Source organism: Microbacterium sp. K41 (assembly GCF_004794395.1).
GTDB classification, from domain to species: domain Bacteria; phylum Actinomycetota; class Actinomycetes; order Actinomycetales; family Microbacteriaceae; genus Microbacterium; species Microbacterium sufflavum.
In genome coordinates this window covers 1-14,787 of sequence record NZ_SSDO01000161.1, presented here as the reverse complement: position 1 = coordinate 14,787, position 14,787 = coordinate 1, and the positions used below count along the sequence as shown (strand labels likewise).

General features: G+C 71.9%; 13 protein-coding genes and 1 pseudogene. 5 read left to right on the top strand and 9 right to left on the bottom strand.

The genetic code is table 11. The annotated features are described in order from the left end of the window. Positions 1-10 precede the first annotated feature (10 nt). Complete coding sequence (pip, locus tag DW309_RS04045) at positions 11-985, bottom strand: prolyl aminopeptidase (RefSeq protein ID WP_205812613.1); 975 nt, start codon at positions 983-985, stop codon at positions 11-13. 68 nt (positions 986-1,053) lie between these two features. Then, positions 1,054-1,938, bottom strand: coding sequence for a KPN_02809 family neutral zinc metallopeptidase (gene ypfJ / locus DW309_RS04040; protein ID WP_136044629.1), 885 nt, complete (start codon positions 1,936-1,938; stop codon positions 1,054-1,056). A 51-nt stretch (positions 1,939-1,989) separates the two neighbouring features. Between ypfJ and DW309_RS04035 the strand changes: the two genes are divergently transcribed. The 4 genes from DW309_RS04035 (at position 1,990) to DW309_RS04025 (ending at position 5,819) form a co-directional block, all read left to right on the top strand. Then, a complete protein-coding gene (locus DW309_RS04035) occupies positions 1,990-2,979 on the top strand; it encodes a malate dehydrogenase (RefSeq protein ID WP_136044628.1) in 990 nt (329 codons plus the stop codon). 97 nt (positions 2,980-3,076) lie between these two features. Continuing rightward, entirely contained in the window at positions 3,077-5,365 is a 2,289-nt protein-coding gene (locus tag DW309_RS04030; protein WP_136044627.1) for a hypothetical protein, read from the top strand. After that, positions 5,365-5,538: a hypothetical protein gene (locus tag DW309_RS19330; RefSeq protein WP_168387166.1), complete on the top strand. Its 174-nt coding sequence runs from the start codon at positions 5,365-5,367 to the stop codon at positions 5,536-5,538. The genes DW309_RS04030 and DW309_RS19330 overlap by 1 nt, the downstream gene beginning before the upstream one ends. After that, positions 5,538-5,819: a hypothetical protein gene (locus DW309_RS04025; RefSeq protein ID WP_136029318.1), complete on the top strand. Its 282-nt coding sequence runs from the start codon at positions 5,538-5,540 to the stop codon at positions 5,817-5,819. The genes DW309_RS19330 and DW309_RS04025 overlap by 1 nt, the downstream gene beginning before the upstream one ends. 18 nt (positions 5,820-5,837) lie before the next feature. On the opposite strand, the gene DW309_RS04020 is transcribed toward DW309_RS04025, so the two are convergent. After that, on the bottom strand, positions 5,838-6,404 hold the full coding sequence (locus tag DW309_RS04020) for a hypothetical protein (RefSeq protein ID WP_136044626.1): 567 nt from the start codon (positions 6,402-6,404) through the stop codon (positions 5,838-5,840). Positions 6,405-6,517: 113 nt separating this feature from the next. Here DW309_RS04020 and DW309_RS04015 point away from each other — a divergent pair, with 113 nt between their 5' ends. Further along, positions 6,518-6,994 carry a recombinase family protein gene (locus tag DW309_RS04015; RefSeq protein ID WP_136029314.1) on the top strand — a complete coding sequence of 159 codons (477 nt, stop codon included), beginning with the start codon at positions 6,518-6,520 and terminating at the stop codon, positions 6,992-6,994. Between the two features lie 116 nt (positions 6,995-7,110). Here the strand turns inward: DW309_RS04015 and DW309_RS04010 are convergent, their stop codons facing one another. From DW309_RS04010 to DW309_RS19325, 6 genes and pseudogenes are all read right to left on the bottom strand, one after another. Further along, positions 7,111-7,503 (bottom strand): hypothetical protein, encoded by a 393-nt coding sequence (locus DW309_RS04010; protein ID WP_136044625.1) that lies wholly within the window; start codon positions 7,501-7,503, stop codon positions 7,111-7,113. 238 nt (positions 7,504-7,741) lie between these two features. Next, entirely contained in the window at positions 7,742-8,038 is a 297-nt protein-coding gene (locus DW309_RS04005) for a WXG100 family type VII secretion target (protein WP_017204355.1), read from the bottom strand. 98 nt (positions 8,039-8,136) lie between these two features. Next, on the bottom strand, positions 8,137-9,102 hold the full coding sequence (locus DW309_RS04000; protein ID WP_136044624.1) for an intradiol ring-cleavage dioxygenase: 966 nt from the start codon (positions 9,100-9,102) through the stop codon (positions 8,137-8,139). A gap of 104 nt (positions 9,103-9,206) precedes the next feature. After that, positions 9,207-13,679, bottom strand: coding sequence for a type VII secretion EssC family protein (locus DW309_RS03995; protein WP_136044623.1), 4,473 nt, complete (start codon positions 13,677-13,679; stop codon positions 9,207-9,209). Then, positions 13,676-14,392 (bottom strand): hypothetical protein, encoded by a 717-nt coding sequence (locus DW309_RS03990; protein WP_372490605.1) that lies wholly within the window; start codon positions 14,390-14,392, stop codon positions 13,676-13,678. Before DW309_RS03990 ends, DW309_RS03995 begins: the two co-directional genes overlap by 4 nt. 5 nt (positions 14,393-14,397) lie before the next feature. Then, positions 14,398-14,787 (bottom strand): annotated as a pseudogene (locus DW309_RS19325) (serine/threonine-protein kinase); the annotation flags it as partial.

The following is a 14,787-nucleotide window of genomic DNA, read 5'->3' as shown; positions in this document are numbered from 1 at the left end:
CGCCGCGGGGTCAGGCCTCCGCGCGGAACCGGTCGGTTGCGGCGCGGAGCGCGGCGCTGATGCCGGGCTCCGTGGCCGCGTGCCCCGCATCGTCGACCACCACGAACTCGGACTCCGGCCACGCGCGGTGCAGATCCCACGCGGTCATCATGGGCGTCGCGACGTCGTGCCGACCCTGCACGATCACGGCCGGGATGTGCCGGATCGCGTCGACGCCCGCGATCAGCTGTCCCTCGTCCCACCAGCCGCCGTGCACGAAGAAGTGGTTCTCGATGCGCGCGAACGCGGTCGCCCGGCGCGGATCCGACATCGCCGCGATCTGCTCGGGGTCGGGGCGCAGCGTCACGGTCGCGGCCTCCCAGGTCGACCACGCGATCGCGGCGGGCACGTGCACCGCGGGGTCGGGGTCGAACAGCCGCCGGTGGTACGCCTCGATGAGCCGCGAGCGCTCCAGCACCGGGATCGGGGCGATGAACCGCTCCCACAGGTCGGGGAAGAGCGCCGCAGCCCCGCCCTCGTAGAACCACTCGAGCTCGGCGCGGCGCAGGGTGAAGATGCCGCGCAGGACGAGCTCGGTCACCACCTCCGGATGCGCCTGGGCGTAGGCGAGGGCGAGGGCGCTGCCCCACGAGCCCCCGAACACCTGCCACCGCGGGATGCCGAGGTTCTTGCGCAGCAGCTCGAGGTCGGCGATCAGGTGGGCCGTCGTGACGTGCCGCAGATCGGCGTCGGGCTCGCTCGCCGACGGGGTGCTGCGTCCGCACCCGCGCTGGTCGAGCAGCACGATGCGGTAGGCGTCGGGGTCGAAGAACCGGCGCTGCCACGGCGACGTGCCACTGCCGGGGCCGCCGTGCAGGAAGACCACCGGCTTGCCGTCGGGGTTGCCGCTGACCTCCCAGTACACGCGGTGGCCGTCGCCGACGAGCAGCTCGCCCGTGTCGTACGGCTCGATCGCGGGATAGAGTCCCTCGGTGTTCGTCATCATCGGCCCCCCAGCCGGTCGTGCAGTCGTGCGATCTCCACGGTAGCGGAGCGGTCGCCGCCGCCCGGGATCTACGGGTCGAGCTGGTCGGCGGGCAGCGTGAAGACCTGCCCGCACGCCTCGAGTCCGGTGGCGTAGCCCTCCGCGAACCAGCGCTGCCGCTGCTCGCTCGAGCCGTGCGTCCAGCTCTCCGGGTTCACGAAGCCGGACTGCTCCTGGATGTGGTCGTCACCGACCGCGAACGCCGCGTTGAGGGCGTCGACGCGCTGCTCCTCGGTCGACGGCTGCAGGTACGGCACCCCGTTGGGATCCGTGCTCTTCGACATCTGTCCGATCCACGCCCCCGCGTAGCAGTCGGCCTGCAGCTCGGTGCGCACCCCGTTGCTGCCGGGACCCGTGCCGTTGTTCGGGTACTGGTCCATGACCCCGGTGATGTACTGGATGTGGTGGCCCCACTCGTGGCCGACGATGTAGAGCTGCGCGAGGTTGCCGGCGGTCGCCCCGAACTGCTGCTGCATGAGCTGGAAGAACGTGGGGTCGATGTAGACCGTCTCGTCGCCCGGGCAGAAGAAGGGGCCGACGGCGTTCGACGCGGTGCCGCAGGCCGTGGGGGTCGAGCCGTCGACGACGATGAGCTGCGGAGCACGGTACCCCTCGACGTGGTCCTCCCAGAACGCATCGAGCGCGAGCTGCGATCCGGCCATGCGGCAGTCGACGTCGGCGTTGGCGTCGGCCCCCGTGTCGCAGTTCTCGATCACCGACCCCTCGGCGGGACCGCCGCCGCCGCTCGGTGCCGCTCCGCCGACGAGTCCGGACAGGTCGATCCCCAGCAGCGGACCGGCGATGAGGGCGAGCAGGCCGAGGACGCCGATACCGGTGCCACCGGCGATCGCGGCCGTGCGTCCGCGACGGCGCGTGGTGTTGCCGGAGAGGTCGGCATCGGGATTGAACGTCATGCGTCGAGGGTACTCCGCGCACGCCCGCGCCGACGGTCGTAGGCTCGGGTCATGACCACGACGATCACCATCACGGGCGCGGGCGGACAGATCGGCTACGCGCTGCTGTTCCGCATCGCGGCGGGCGACCTCCTGGGTCCCGACGAGCGGATGCGGCTGCGGCTCCTGGAGATCCCGCAGGGCCTCGGCGCTGCGGAGGGAGCCGCCCTCGAACTGCAGGACGGCGCGTTCGACCTGCTCGAGCACGTGGAGGTGACGGACGACGCGGCGGTCGGGTTCGACGGCTGCGACCTCGCGCTGCTCGTCGGCGCGCGCCCCCGCGGCCCCGGCATGGAGCGCGGCGACCTGCTGGCGGCGAACGGCGGCATCTTCGGCCCGCAGGGAGCGGCCATCGCCGCGAACGCCTCGCCGGACGTGCGGGTCACGGTGGTGGGCAACCCCGCCAACACCAACGCGCTGATCGCCGCGGCGGCCGCGGACGGGGTGCCGGCCGAACGCTTCACGGCGCTCACCCGGCTCGACGAGAACCGGGCGAGGGCGCAGCTCGCACAGACCCTCGGCACGCCCGTGCGCACGGTGCGGCGCGTGCCGATCTGGGGCAACCACTCGGCCACGCAGTTCCCCGACGTGTCGCACGCGACCGTCGGCGGGGAGCCGGTGCAGGAGGCGCTGACGCAGATCGTCGGGGACGTGCCGACCTGGCTGGAGCAGACGTTCATCCCGCGGGTCGCGAAGCGCGGTGCGGAGATCATCGAGGTGCGCGGCTCCTCCTCCGTGGCCTCCGCGGCGAGCGCGACCATCGACCACGTGCGCGACTGGGTGCGCGGCACCGACGACTGGACCTCCGCCGCGGTGGTGTCGCACGGCGAGTACGGCGTGCCGGAGGGGCTCGTGTCGTCGTTCCCCGTGCGGTCGGTCGACGGCGAGTGGCGGATCGTCGAGGGTCTGGAGCTGAGCGACTGGGCGCGGCGCCGGATCGACGCCTCTGTCGCCGAGCTGCAGGAGGAGCGCGAGGCGGTGCGGGCGCTCGGGCTGCTCTGACGGCCCTGGGGCGCATGGGGAGTTCTGCCCATCGCCGCGTTCGTGCCGCCCCGGTAGATTTGCTGCGGACGGGACACCGTCGAGGAGGGGCGACGACATGGCACAGTGGGACGATCTGCATCCGGGGCGCGGGGTCACGAGCGCGGTGAACGACGCGGCGACGCGCGTGAGCAACCGCAGCACCGGGACCGAGACGGTGCGCTCGGCGCTGGCGAACGCCGCGACGAGCACCACGGACGAGGTGTGGGCGGGTGACGCCGGTGCGGCCTTCCGGACCTCGCTCACCAAGCCGCAGAACCTGTGCACCGAGCTGACCACCGAGTTCGCCGCCGTGCAGTCGGCGCTCACGGCCTACGCCGCCGAGGTCGACCGCATCCGCGCCGCGACCGCCGCCGCCCACCAGGCGTATGCGAACGGCTACGCGACGTGGAAGGCCGCCGAGGCCGAGGAGAGCCCGTTCCCGCTCTCGACCTACACGTTCAACGCCCCCAGCCCCACGCTGCAGCCGGGCCTGTGGGTGCCGAGCGGCACCACCGCGGGCCTCGCCGACATGCGGCAGGCCGCGAACCAGCTCAAGGCCCTCGCCACGCAGCGCGAGACCGCCGACAGCACCCTGGTGGCCGCCCTCGCCCCGCCGGCCTCTCCGCGCTGGGACGCCATGCAGTCGGCGCTGAGCTTCGCGGGCATCGACGACATCGACGACCTGAACTACGACAACCTCGGCGACGCGTTCGCGAACGTGGCGGACGAGATCGCCGAGGGCGACATCACCGACGAGAACCTGCAGGCGATGCAGGACTTCTTCGACGTGTGGGGCGACGACACGTTCGTCATGTCGCAGTTCTTCCTGGAGGTCGGCGGCGAGAACACCGTCTCGATGATCGACAACCTCGGCGACGCCGTCATGGTGGACGGCCTGGCCGGTGCGACGGCGCTCGCCCTGGCGACGTCGATCCGCGGCGGCCTGTCGACCGGATCCCAGATCTGGATGGAGTCGACGTCGAAGGACTTCGCCGAGAGCATGCTCACCGGCGCCTCGTCGAGCGTCGGCGGCGCGGTCGCCGCGATCGGCTTCCTGTTCTCCGACGAGAAGAACCACCCGCTCGGGGTGAACCTCACGGTGGCGATGGCTGACGAGATCGATCGCATCGAGCGCGACCCCGCCAGCATGCTCTACGGGGGCTGGACCGACTTCTCCCCGAACGCGGGCGGCCGCACCCTGGCGTTCCTGGAGGGCGAGCAGACCGGACTCGACGGCAACCGCGTCGACGATCTGGCCGGGCGCATCTTCTCCACCCTCGGCACCTACCCCGACGCGGCCCTCGACTGGCTCACCTCCACCGAGAACGACCCGTTCGGCGACGGCGACCTCGGCGACGGCCGCATCGAGTACTGGTTCGGTGAGCGCGATTGGAGCGCGAACTCGTCCGGCGACGGCTTCGAAGGGCCCGGAGCTCTGTGGGCCGGCGCGCAGCAGGCCGCGGGAGGCCCGGCCGATGCGACCCACACGTACAACCCCGAGACGTGGCAGCGCGTGGCGGAACTCACCACCCAGGTCGTGCGCGAGCTCACCGGCAACGAATCGTTCCTGCCGGAGAACCTCACGAGCATCGGCCAGGTGCGCGTCGCCGAGGGCATCTCGGTCGCGATGCCCTACTTCTCCGAGGCCATCAGCGAGAGCGACCCGGCCGCGGGAACCCGTCCGTACTTCGAGAACCTGCTGATCGGGACGGACGACCCGCGCGCGATCCCCGATGTCACGCAGGCGCAGCTCGCACAGCTCCTCGGCACGGCCGCCTGGAGCGACGGGGACACGCCGTCCGCCGGCGCCGCGGTCATCGCCCAGTCGGTGCAGCAGTACCAGGACGCGCTCATCGCGATCGCCGACCTGGCGCCCGCCGACAGCGCCTTCAAGGCCGACGCCCTGGAGCGTGTCGTGGAGCTGCAGGGCTGGCTCGACGGCTCCCCGGCGGGAGCCGCCCTCGGCGAGGCGACCCGTCACGACGAAGCGGTCCAGGCCGCGATCGACGGAGTGGGCACCGTGGTCGGCCTGATCCCGATCCCGGCCGTGGGCGACGTCCTCGTGGCCGGCGGGAGCGTGGTGATCGATGTGGCGCAGAGCGCCGTGATCGGCGGCGTCTCCGACTGGGGCTCCGGACAGGCGACGGCGGCGTGGGCGAACTCGCACGAGGCGCTGCTGGAGGCTCAGGCCGACGCGGCGAACGGCCGCGAGATCGCGACCATGGAGACCATCGAGCAGATGCTCGTGGACCTGGGAATGACCGAGGGCCTCTCGGCGGGACAGGTCGACGACCTCGCCCGCGAGATGTTCGCCGACTACCAGCGCGGTGTCGAGGCCAACACCTCGTGGGCGGAGGGCACCTGATGCGGCGATCCGGCGGCTGGGCGCTCATCCTGATCGGCGGGATCGCGCTCGTCGGCTGCACGCCCGCCGCAGCCGCTCCGCGCGCGGTCTCCACAGAGCCGTCGGCACCCTCCGGCGACCCCCGACCCGACCCCACCGAGACCTACTCCCCCGACGATGTGAAGGTGCCGTGATGACCGATCTCCAGTTCGACTCCGAAGCCGTCGGCGCGACCGGCGGCACGCTGCAGAGCACCGCATGGGCCATGAGCCTCGACGTGGACCTCGCACTCGGCGCGTGCGGCAGCTCCGCCGTCTCCGCGGCCGCCGACACCTGGGCGATGTGGGCCAAGGGCACGCTGCTGCAGCTGCAGAGCATGACCGCCGGTGCGGGCGTGGTCGCCCGCGATGCCGCGACCGCGTTCGAGACGCAGGAGGCCGAGATCACCAGTGCCGCGAACGGCGGAACCCCGTAACCTGCGGGGCGCGTTCGCTCAGCGCCAGCGGATCGCCTGATCCGCGTCACCGCCGCTGGAGGTCCACAGCTCCTGCAGTTCGGTCTTCCACTCGTCCGCGACACCCGCCGACTCGGCGCTCGCCGTGAGCTCCACGACCTGGTCGTCGTTCCGCGTCACCTTCAGCTCGACGCTGCTCACGGGAGCATCGGCGGCGGTGACGCCGTCCCAGCCGGCGAGCGACGCGAGGAACGCCGCCTGCTGGTCGAACCCGTCCGCGGCGATCGCGCCGAGGCCCCAGTCACCGGTCCACGAGCTCTCGCCCTGTCCGTAGAACCAGACGGCGACGGAGGTGTAGTCCTCGGCGTCGTCCTGCGCGAGCACGAGATCGCGCACGCCCTGCAGCACCTCCGCGGAGTCGTCCTCGGACAGCCCCGGTTCGGTCGCAACCACGACCTCGACGCTGTCCACGCGCGCGGTGTCCACGCCGTCGATGCCCTCCAGTTCGGCCGCGAGGTCGCCGCGCCGCTCGTCCTCCGATGGGGCGCATCCGGCCAGCAGGAGGAGCGAGGCGGACGCGAGAAGGACAGCGGTGAGGCGACGCATGACCCCTATTCTGGTCGGGCTCCCGCCACGGGTGCAAAACCGGACGCCCGGCGGGCGCCCGCAGGGCACAGATCCGGTCGCGGACAGGGCACAATGGAGGACGGAGGTGCGCGATGAGCGAGACGATCGAACCCACGACGGCGGCATCCGTCGACGAGGCCCTGACGAGCCCGCTGCATCTGCCGCACGCGGCCGCCGAGTGCCCCAAGTGCTTCACCGAGCTGCAGGCGAACCGCAACTTCTGGCTCGCCCGGCCCGATGGCTCCCGCCTGGTCGGCCTCGTCGTCTCCCGCGACGACATGCCCTCGGTCGTGGAGCAGCGCGCCGACCTCACCCGCTTCGGCGTGCCCATCGAGGGCTTCCGCCATCCGGCCCCGGACATCCTGGAGAGCTGGAGCGACCGGATCGCCCGTCTCATCGGCACCCTGCACGCCGGTGACGTGCTGGTCGTCGCGACGATCGCCGCGCTCGGCCGCGACAGCGAGGAGGGCGCCCGCACGGTCGCCGAGCTGCGCCGCCACGGCATCATCGTGAAGGTGCTCAACCACAACGCCCGGCATCTGGCCGACGCGGCCGCGGCCCTCCGCTGAGCAGACCTCGACCCCTGGACGTCCGGACGTCCAGGGGTCGAACTCTGCGCGGCGGGGGCCGCCGACGCGGTCAGGAACTCGTGCTCACCGCTGCGCGACCGAAACGCGACGAGCGTTCAGCGCCACCACGACGAGAACAGGCTGTTGCCCCACGAGGAGACCTGCTGCGGCGAGTATCCCGAGTTCTGCACGCTGGGCGCTCCGGCCCAGGAGTTGCCCTGCAGCACGTTCTGCACGACGTCGTTCGACGCCCACCAGTTCGACGATCCGTTGGGCTGACCCCACCCGTCGCCGTAGGAGCTGCCGTAGCCGTAGCCGCCGTCGTACCCCTGGCCCCAGCTGTACGTGTTGCCGGAGCCGAAGTCGTAGCCTCCGTAGCCGTCATCGGCCGAGGCGGGAGCCGCGAACGCGATCCCGCAGGCGACCGCGACGGCTCCCGACGCCACCGCCAGCTTTCCCCAGCGCGCGAACCGCCGCCCATTGTCGTTGCTCTTCATCGTCGTCTCCATGATCTCTTCCTTTCCCGCTGCGGGCAGGATGAAGCCTCGAAACGAGAGTGCTTTCCGAAACGCCAGCCCCCGTCAGCGTGTTTCGGAAGTCACGGTATGCACGGGTCATGCGCATGGCAATATGCCGACGCGGGTGACGCGGAGCGTGCCGCATCCGTCCTCGTGCGGGGTCGGGGACAGCGCCCGGAGACGCAGAAGAGGGGATGCCGGATCGGCATCCCCTCTTCTCGCTGAGGCGTTACTGGCGGATCTGCGCCGCGAGCTGCTCGTCGGTCGACTGCAGCGACTGGGCCGCCACGTCGAGGAAGCGGGCCATGCCCTCGATGCCCGCGATGGTCGCGGTGGCACCCTGGTTGAACTGCGCGTACGAGGCGTCGAACGCACCCGAGGCGGACGTGGTCACGAAGCCGCCCGAGACGAGCTGCGACACGTAGGCGCGCAGGTTCTTGAGCTGGGTCTCGATGTCCTGCTGGCCCGTGCGGAGACGGCCAGCAGCGTCCTTCATGTCGGCGTAGCTGACTTTGAGGTTCGTCATTGGTGTTACCTTCCGGTCGCCCCGGCCGGTGCCGGAGGTGTTCTTGTTCTTCGAGAGTAACGAAGGGCACCCGCCGCGCAAATGGGGAGAAGTCCCCATCAGCTCCCCGGCGGTCGCCCACCCGCGCCGGGACCACCCTGCGGGGCGCTGCCGGCGCTCGGCGTCGTCGTGGTGTCGACGCCCACCATGAGCGATGCGCGGTAGCCGGTGCCGGTGTCGCCGGCGATGCTCGCGAGCTGCAGGGCACCGCCGTCATCGCCGAACACCATGTCGGCGTCGAGCGAGGTCTGCGCGAGGTTCCCGGCCGAGCCGTCGTACGCCGGCAGCGCGTACACGGCCGCGCACGCGGCTTCGGGCAGCGCCAGCTGCGAGGTCGCGATGGCAGCGGTCGAGTCGGTGATCGCGGAGACGTCGGGGTACACCTCGAAATGGATGTGCGGCCACCGTCCCGAGTAGCAGCCGGGGAAGATCGACGAGAAGGAGACACGGCCGTCCGCATCCGCGACCTGCACGCCGCGGAGGTAGGTCACGTCCTCCAGGCCCGAGGAGTACATCGAGTACTCCCCCTGCGCCGTGCAGTGCCACGCGTACACGGCGACCCCGGCGAAGGGCACCCCGCCGTTCGCGAGGTCGAGCACCGTGAGCTCGAACGTCAGCGGCACCCCCTCGGCCGTCGCGCCCCCGTCGATGCTCGAGCGGATGTCGCGCCGGACGATCCCGGACTCCTCCAGCACGTCGGGGCCGTTCGAGCCGTCGCCCGGATAGGGGCCGGCCGTCTCGTCGGGAATCTCGCCGTCCACGCCCGTCGTCGCGGTGCCGTCGCTCCCCGCGTCGGCGGTGGGCGCGGCGGTCGTGCCGGCTCCGGACGACAGCGGCGCGCAGGCCGCGAGCGCCGCGGACGCAGCCCCCAGTCCCACCAGCCCGAGCACGCCGCGCCGGCTGAACAGCGTGCCCAGGTCGAACGCGGCCCCCTGATCGACGACCTCTTCGTCGGTACGCGGCAGCAGTCGCCCCTCGTAGGCGGGGCCCCGCGGTGTGGGCGTGGGTTCGGGACTCGGGCTCATGGCGGCTCCTTCGGGGGCGTCGGGAGTCACCATGGTGCCCGCCCCGATGATCAGGAGCCTCTGGCGGGGCTATGGCTTTCGTATGGGCGGCGGAGGGCCGCCGGTCAGACGGTCTCGGGGATCACGAGCGGGAACTGCACCCGCACGATCTTGCCGCGCTGCGCCAGCACCGCCCGGCCGACCGGGAACTCGCCGCGGCCGATGCGGGGCAGCGGCGCCTTGAGCACGAGCTCGCCGTCGATCGTCTCCGGCTGGAGCACCACACCGCGCCGCGCCTGCTTGATCTCGCCGAGCAGCCCGAAGTTGCTGGTCCACTCGCTCGTGTCGCCCGTGAACAGCAGCAGCAGCTCGCCGCGCGTCGCGCGCTTGACCAGGTCGGACAGCGGCATCTCGAGCAGCGACGACGCGAACTCCGCGACGCCCTCCACCGCCACGACCGGCTTCAGGCCCTGCTCGGCCTTCTCCACGATCTCGGCCACGGCCGCGCTGCCGCTGATGCCGTCCGCCGCCGTCGCGGTCCACGACACCGCGTGGCGCGCCGGGGAGCGGGTCGACCCGAGGAACAGCGTCGGCGTGCCCGGTCGCGCCCGCAGCACCTGCTGCGTGATCGCGGCCAGCGCGTTGCTCTTGCCGCTCGCGGGCGGACCGGCGATCACGAACGTGCCGGTCGGCTCGATGCCGAACGGACCGAGGTCGCTGTCCGCCAGACCCACCACGAGCTGGTCGCCGACCATCGCCGGCACCTCCTCCAGCCCGTAGCTGAGCGGCAGCGCACGCACCGGCGGCGCGTCGGGCACGCCGCGGCGCGACATCGACGCGGCCATCCGCTCGATCGCCAGCGACTGCTCCTTCATGCTGCGCGTACCGCCGATGATCGCGATCTGCGCCTCGTTCTCGCCCACGATCGCGCGCCCCGGCACCGATTCCGGCGTGAGCACGTCCTTGGGCACGTTGAGGATGTTGTACGCGTCGGTGTCGGCCATGCGCAGCACCACGCGGCGCTGGATCATCGCGTTCAGAGCGCTCGGGATGCTCTGGAACCGGTCGGCCGACAGCACCACGTGGATGCCGACCGCACGGCCGTCGGACAGCACCTCCTGCAGCGCGTTGTACGTGTCGGTGCGGCCGATCACGGCCTCGTAGTCGTTGCGGAACGCCGCGAACCCGTCGATCAGCACCACGATGCGCGGCTCATCGCTCTTGCCCGACAGCTGCCGGTACTCGGTGAGGGTCGCCGCGCCCACCGCCGAATACGCGTCGCCGCGGCGGTCGAGCTCCTGACGCAGCGTCGCGAACAGCCGGGCGACCCGCTCGGCGTCGTCGCCCGAGATGACCGAACCCACGTGGGGCAGGGGCTCCAGCATGCGCAGCGCGCCCGAACCGAAGTCGAGACCGTACACGTGCACGGGTCCGCCGCGCGGCGTGATGCCCGCCGACACCGCGAGCGTCCGCAGGGCCGCGGACTTGCCGGAGCCGCTGGTGCCGTAGATGACCATGTGGCCCTCGGTGTCGGGCAGGAAGTGGAACGGCACCTGCTCCTGACGCTCGGGCTCGTCGATCACGCCGAGCAGCAGGGCCGCGTCGGTGCGCTGCGGCAGCTTGAGCTGGTCGAACGTCGGCGCCAGCTCGTCGAGCCACGGGCGCCGCGGCTGGGCGACCTGCGCGGCCTGCGCGGCGAGCACCATCGTGCTCACCAGGCGCTGCTGGTCGTTCGGGCCGAGGTCGTCGTCGACCACCACCGCGTTCTCGTCGATCGGCAGCTCCCACGGGCCCTGGTCCGTCGAGCCGAACGCGGCGATGGAGACGTCGGTGCCGTCGTCCTCCCCCAGGCTCCAGCCGCCCGAGTACGCCGACTGGAACAGCGTCATGCGGCCGGGACCCGTCTTCGCGATGCCGCGGCCGGGCGTGCCCGGATCGAACAGCGCCGCGTCCTTCGTGCCGATCACGTCGTTGCTGTCGGTCTCGTCGGCCATGCGCAGCGCGACCCGGAGGTTCGTGTTCGCGCGCAGGTTGTCCTTGATGACACCGGCCGGACGCTGCGTGGCCATGATGAGGTGGATGCCGAGGGAGCGACCGCGCTGGGCGATGTCGATCACGCCGTCGACGAACTCGGGCACCTCCTTCGCCAGCGCCGCGAACTCGTCGATCACGAGCACCAGGGCGGGCGGGGCCTGCGGGTCGCCCGCGCGCTCCAGCTCCAGGATGTCCTTCGCCTTCTTGCGGTTGAACAGGTGCTCCCGGTAGTGCAGCTCGGCGCGGAGGCTGACCAGCACGCGGCGCACCAGGTGCTCGTTCAGGTCGGTCACGATGCCCACGCAGTGCGGCAGGCTCACGCAGTCCGCGAACGCCGAGCCGCCCTTGTAGTCCACGAAGAGGAACGTCAGGCGCTCCGGGCTGTACTCGGTCGCCATGCCGAGCACCCAGGCCTGCAGGAACTCGCTCTTGCCGGAACCGGTCGTCCCGCCCACGAGCGCGTGCGGGCCCTGCTGCCGGAGGTCGAGCTGCAGGGCGCCCTCCGCCCCCGCGCCGACCAGGGCGCGCAGCTTCGGCTGGTACCGGCGCGCGGAGCCGACCTTGCGCCGGGAGTGCAGCGAGTCGTTCTGCGTCCACCGGTCGATCACGCTCTCCGGCTGCGTGGCCATGTCGCGGCCGAGCAGGTGCAGCATCGAGATCGTGCGCGGCACGTCGCTGCGGTCCAGGGCGACCTCGCCCGCGTCGGTCAGCCGCGCCAGAGCGCGCGCGAACACCGCGAACTGCTCCCGCGTGAGCTCGTCGACGGACAGGTCGTCGATCACCTCGCCGAGCCGGACGAAGTGGGCGCTGTCGGTCGACCCGAGCTCGACGAACGTGCGGCACGACGCGGGCAGGGCGGCCGCGTCCTCCGTGAGCCAGACCGGGAAGATGCCGCGGGTGGCCGCACGCTCGGACAGCTGGATCAGGCGGCCGCGGTCGACCGGGGCATCCGGCGCGATCAGCACGACGATCGCGGGCTTGGGCACCGCGTCATGACGGCTGCGGGAGTCCTCGCCGACCTTCGAGCCGCTGTTCGTCGCGGCCTTCTCGGCCTCCAGCGCCCCGAGCTCCACCGCGTCGCCGCTGCGGGTCGAGCGCTGCGCGATCAGCTCCTCCAGGCGCGCGACGATCTGCCCAGCCGAGGTGGGACCGTCGCCGATCGGCTGCACACCCAGCACGGCCTGCGCCGACCACGCGTGCGGCAGCCACTTCGCATCGGCCAGCTGAGCGCCCCAGCGCGGACCCCACAGGCCCACCACCCCGACATCGGCGGGTGCGTGCAGCCCCGCGAGCTGCGCGAGCAGGGCCCTGGCGTATCCGGTCGAGCGGCCGCCGAGGCCCGCGATGCCGAGCGCGCCGACGTCGGTCAGGTCCTCCAGGATCGGCACCTGCGGCACGATCCTCGTCGCCTCGACGACCGCGTCCAGGCGGTCGACGTACTCCGGGATCGCGCGGTCGCGGCCGTTGGAGTCCTTCACCGAGCTGCGCGAGGCGGTGTCGCCGATCCCGAGTCGCACGTGCAGGAACGACCAGTGCTCGGTGCGGCGCGTCCACACCAGCGGACCGGCGGTGAGCGCGGCGTCGCTGATCTCGCGCAGCAGCGGCACCTCGCGGCGGCGCACGTCGATCTCCCGGTCGCGCTCGCTCTGCAGCCGCGCGTCCAGGCGCTCCAGCTGCTCCTCGAAGCGCTTCTTGTCCTCTTCCAGCTCACGCTTCTGCTGGTTCTTCGTGGTGAGCCACGTGCCGATCATCAGCAGCGGCGACAGCGCCACGAACATGATCGACAGCAGGTTCTGCGTGAACGCGTACATCGCGCCGCCCATGAGCAGCGGGGCGACGAGCGTCAGCAGCGGGAACGGCTGCTTGCGGGCGGGCACGGGGAGGTCGGTGCCGTCGAGCTCCTCGCCCAGGTACCGCTCCTCGACGCGCGGCGAGCGCACGAACTCGACCTGGCGGATGGAGGCCTCCGCGGGCGACGGCGTCGTGGCACCCGCCTCGACCTTGACGCGCACGGGGGTGTCGCCCAGCACGACCGACAGCTCGCCCTCCGCCGCCACCAGGCGCACGACCGAGGCGCCGTCGACGAGGATGCCGTTCGCGGAGTTCAGGTCGATCAGCTCGACGCGGTCGCCGATCTCCAGTCGCGCGTGCTTCTTCGACACCAGCGGATCATCGATCACCACGTCGCACGACTCGTCGCGACCGAGCACGATCGTGCCGCGGGTCAGCGCGATCGAGCGCGCACCCGGGCCCGCACCGACCTCCATGCGGCCGACCACGGGACGCTGCTCGTACGACGCGGGGACCACACGGACCGTGGCGCCGTGCGCCAGCCCGACGTGCGCGAACGTGGACTCCGGCGCGAGCAGGTCGCCCGCCCCCGACACCACCGAGCTGTACGCCTCCAGGGTCACGGCGGCCGGGTCGGCGTGCGCGAAGGAGCCCAGCGGATCGGCGCGCACGATCATCGCGGCGATCTCGCCGATCGTCGCCGTGCTCTCCGCCGTGACCTCGATGTCGCTGGATGCCGCGCCCTGACGCAGCAGGGTCAGCCGTACCTTCACTCGTTGTCTCCCTCTGCCTCGCTCGGCTGCGGGGCGTCCAGCAGCGGGAGGTCGTCCTTCGTGACGAGACGCGACGCGATCACGTGCTCCACCAGACGCGCACGGCGGTTGGTCGCGAAGCTGCGCTGACCGCCGCGCATGCCTGGCACGCCGACGCGGTCGAACTTGTCGCACACGTTGTCGAGCTTGCGGTTGAACCGCGTGACCGTCCACCCGAGCCGCTCGGCCGCCTTGGCCGACGACGGGATCTCGCTCATGCCCGTGCCGTCGCGACGCAGCTGCGGCTCGGCGAGCGCCAGGATCAGCAGCTTCTGGCTCAGCGTGAGCGGCACGTCGCCGATCGTGGACATGCCGTCGTCGTCGTAGTCGCGCTTGGTGGCACGGAACGCGGGCTCCGCGGCGTGCAGCACCAGCTCGTACGTGGTCGGTCCCGCGCTGAAGACCACCGTGGTGGTCTCGAACACGAGCGGCAGCCGCGCCCCCGGCGCGAGCCACGCCTGCACACCGCCGGCCGAGTCGGTGACGGTGGCGGTGAGGCGGGTGCCGATGTTCGTCAGCCACCACAGGCCGTCGCCCTCGCTGATCTCCAGGAAGTGCCGGTGCAGGAACAGGTTGTCGTCGAGGGCCAGGTCGCCCTCGCGCCCGACCACGAACCGGTTCCCGTGGTCGATCGGGTAGTACTCGCCCGCGAACTCGACCGTGACCCCCGCCACGGCGCTCACTCCACGCACCCCGTCACGGGCTCGGACGCCCTGCCGTCGCCGCGGCGCAGCATGACCTCGATGCACACCTCGCCGGCCGACGCCGGGGCGAACGTGACGGTCGGCTCCGCCACCTGCTTCACGGCTCCGTCGGCCGCGCTGCCGGTCTCGGTCCAGATGAAGCTGTCGTCCTCCTGCGGGTCGGGGTTCTGCCACGTGAACGTGACCTGCTCCCCGGCCCGGGTGCCCGCGAGCTCGGTGACCTTGGGCACCGCGTCGGACACCGGGTCCTGCGGGTCGACCGCGGACTCGGTGCTCTCCGGCGCCGGGTCGGGCGTGAGGCCGGACACCAGCACGTTGAGGCCCACGATGCCGCCGACGACCACGACCACCGCGGCCGCGGCGAG

What these genes read in the sequence shown, in the direction of transcription:
- pip (WP_205812613.1), bottom strand. Translation starts at nt 985, where the DNA reads ATGATGACGAACACCGAGGGACTCTATCCCGCGATCGAGCCGTACGAC.
- ypfJ (WP_136044629.1), bottom strand. Translation starts at nt 1,938, where the DNA reads ATGACGTTCAATCCCGATGCCGACCTCTCCGGCAACACCACGCGCCGT.
- DW309_RS04035 (WP_136044628.1), top strand. Translation starts at nt 1,990, where the DNA reads ATGACCACGACGATCACCATCACGGGCGCGGGCGGACAGATCGGCTAC.
- DW309_RS04030 (WP_136044627.1), top strand. Translation starts at nt 3,077, where the DNA reads ATGGCACAGTGGGACGATCTGCATCCGGGGCGCGGGGTCACGAGCGCG.
- DW309_RS19330 (WP_168387166.1), top strand. Translation starts at nt 5,365, where the DNA reads ATGCGGCGATCCGGCGGCTGGGCGCTCATCCTGATCGGCGGGATCGCG.
- DW309_RS04025 (WP_136029318.1), top strand. Translation starts at nt 5,538, where the DNA reads ATGACCGATCTCCAGTTCGACTCCGAAGCCGTCGGCGCGACCGGCGGC.
- DW309_RS04020 (WP_136044626.1), bottom strand. Translation starts at nt 6,404, where the DNA reads ATGCGTCGCCTCACCGCTGTCCTTCTCGCGTCCGCCTCGCTCCTCCTG.
- DW309_RS04015 (WP_136029314.1), top strand. Translation starts at nt 6,518, where the DNA reads ATGAGCGAGACGATCGAACCCACGACGGCGGCATCCGTCGACGAGGCC.
- DW309_RS04010 (WP_136044625.1), bottom strand. Translation starts at nt 7,503, where the DNA reads ATGGAGACGACGATGAAGAGCAACGACAATGGGCGGCGGTTCGCGCGC.
- DW309_RS04005 (WP_017204355.1), bottom strand. Translation starts at nt 8,038, where the DNA reads ATGACGAACCTCAAAGTCAGCTACGCCGACATGAAGGACGCTGCTGGC.
- DW309_RS04000 (WP_136044624.1), bottom strand. Translation starts at nt 9,102, where the DNA reads ATGAGCCCGAGTCCCGAACCCACGCCCACACCGCGGGGCCCCGCCTAC.